The organism is Paenibacillus sp. E194 (assembly GCF_000935845.1).
GTDB lineage: Bacteria > Bacillota > Bacilli > Paenibacillales > Paenibacillaceae > Paenibacillus_B > Paenibacillus_B alvei_B.
The window spans coordinates 1-1,421 of the sequence record NZ_JMDX01000488.1 but is presented as its reverse complement, the minus strand read 5'-3'; the positions used below and the strand labels follow the sequence as shown (position 1 = coordinate 1,421).

General features: G+C 55.6%; 1 protein-coding gene. It reads right to left on the bottom strand.

Translation table 11 applies throughout. From position 1 onward, the window contains the following. The coding region (locus tag AZ66_RS29120) for a non-ribosomal peptide synthetase (protein ID WP_044358132.1) at positions 1-1,421 on the bottom strand (1,421 nt) is incomplete at both ends.

Below are 1,421 nucleotides of genomic sequence, written 5' to 3'. Positions count from 1 at the left end.
TCGGTGGGCGTTTCTCTCCTTCTCCACCTTGAGCTAGCAGCGTTAATCGACGGGATAGGCTTTCGATCGTCGGGTGTTGGAACAGGTCGCGCACCGCCACCTCCACGCCGAACACCTCGCGCAGACGCGAAACCGCTTGCGTCGCCAGCAGCGAGTGGCCTCCCAAATCAAAGAAGGAATCATAGATACCAATCCTCTCCACGCCAAGCAGCTGGCTCCATACCGCCGAAACGAGTTCCTCCGCTGGCGTTTGCGGCGCCGCATAGCCCTCTTGACTCCACGACGACACTGTCGGAATCGGCAGCGCCCGCGTATCGATTTTCCCGTTCGGCGTTATCGGTAAACTATCAAGTTGCACAAAATACGTCGGCACCATATAGGTTGGCAATCGCTCGCTCAAGTATGCCCGCCATTCCTGCGCGCTGCCTTCTCCGACCAGATATGCCGCCAGTTGCTTTTCCCCGGGCCTGTCTTCCCGCACAACGACGGTCGCCTGTCGCAAAGTCGGATGCTGGCTGAGCATCGCCTCAATCTCACCGACTTCGATCCGGAATCCTCTGATTTTCACCTGTTTGTCCATCCGCCCTAAATAAACCAGATTCCCATCGGGCATCCACTTCACCCAATCCCCTGTCCGGTACATGCGCTCTCCTGTAACGAACGGATTGGACACGAATTTGTCTGCTGTCATGTCAGGCTGGTTCAAATACCCGCGTGCCACGCCGTCTCCGCCCAGACAAAGCTCCCCCGGCACGCCGACAGGATTTAAGTGATTGTGCTGATTGACTACATACGCCGTCGAGTTGCCGATCGGTCTACCGATAGGGATCTGTTCCTCATACGCACGGTCAATCAAGAAACACGTGGAGAAAGTCGTATTCTCGGTCGGACCGTACCCATTCCACAGCGACAATTCAGGAGAAGAACGCAGCACCTGATTGACATGAACTGGCGACAACGCATCCCCGCCGATGATGAGATGCTGAAGACCCGCGAACATAGCAGCGTCTTTTTGAACAAGCTGGTTGAACAATGGAGATGTCAACCACATCGTTGTCAACTGATGACGATGTACAAACGCCGCCAGCGCAGGCGCATCCAGCAACGTTTCCCTAGGTATAGGATACAACGATCCTCCGTTCAGCAGCGCGCCGAACACTTCAAACGTGCTGGCATCGAACCCGATCGCACCGGTTTGAGCCATTCTATCTTCGGCGCTGAAAGGGATGTAGCCCGCTTGTTTTACCAGACGAACCACGTTGCGCTGCTCTACAACGACGCCTTTCGGGTTTCCGGTAGATCCTGACGTATACATGACATAAGCTGCGTTTTGCGGTGTCGTCATGATCGGCGGATTCCGATCGCACTCCTGTGACAGCATCTCCTGATCCGCAGCGCTGTCCAGACAGATGCGCGTGATA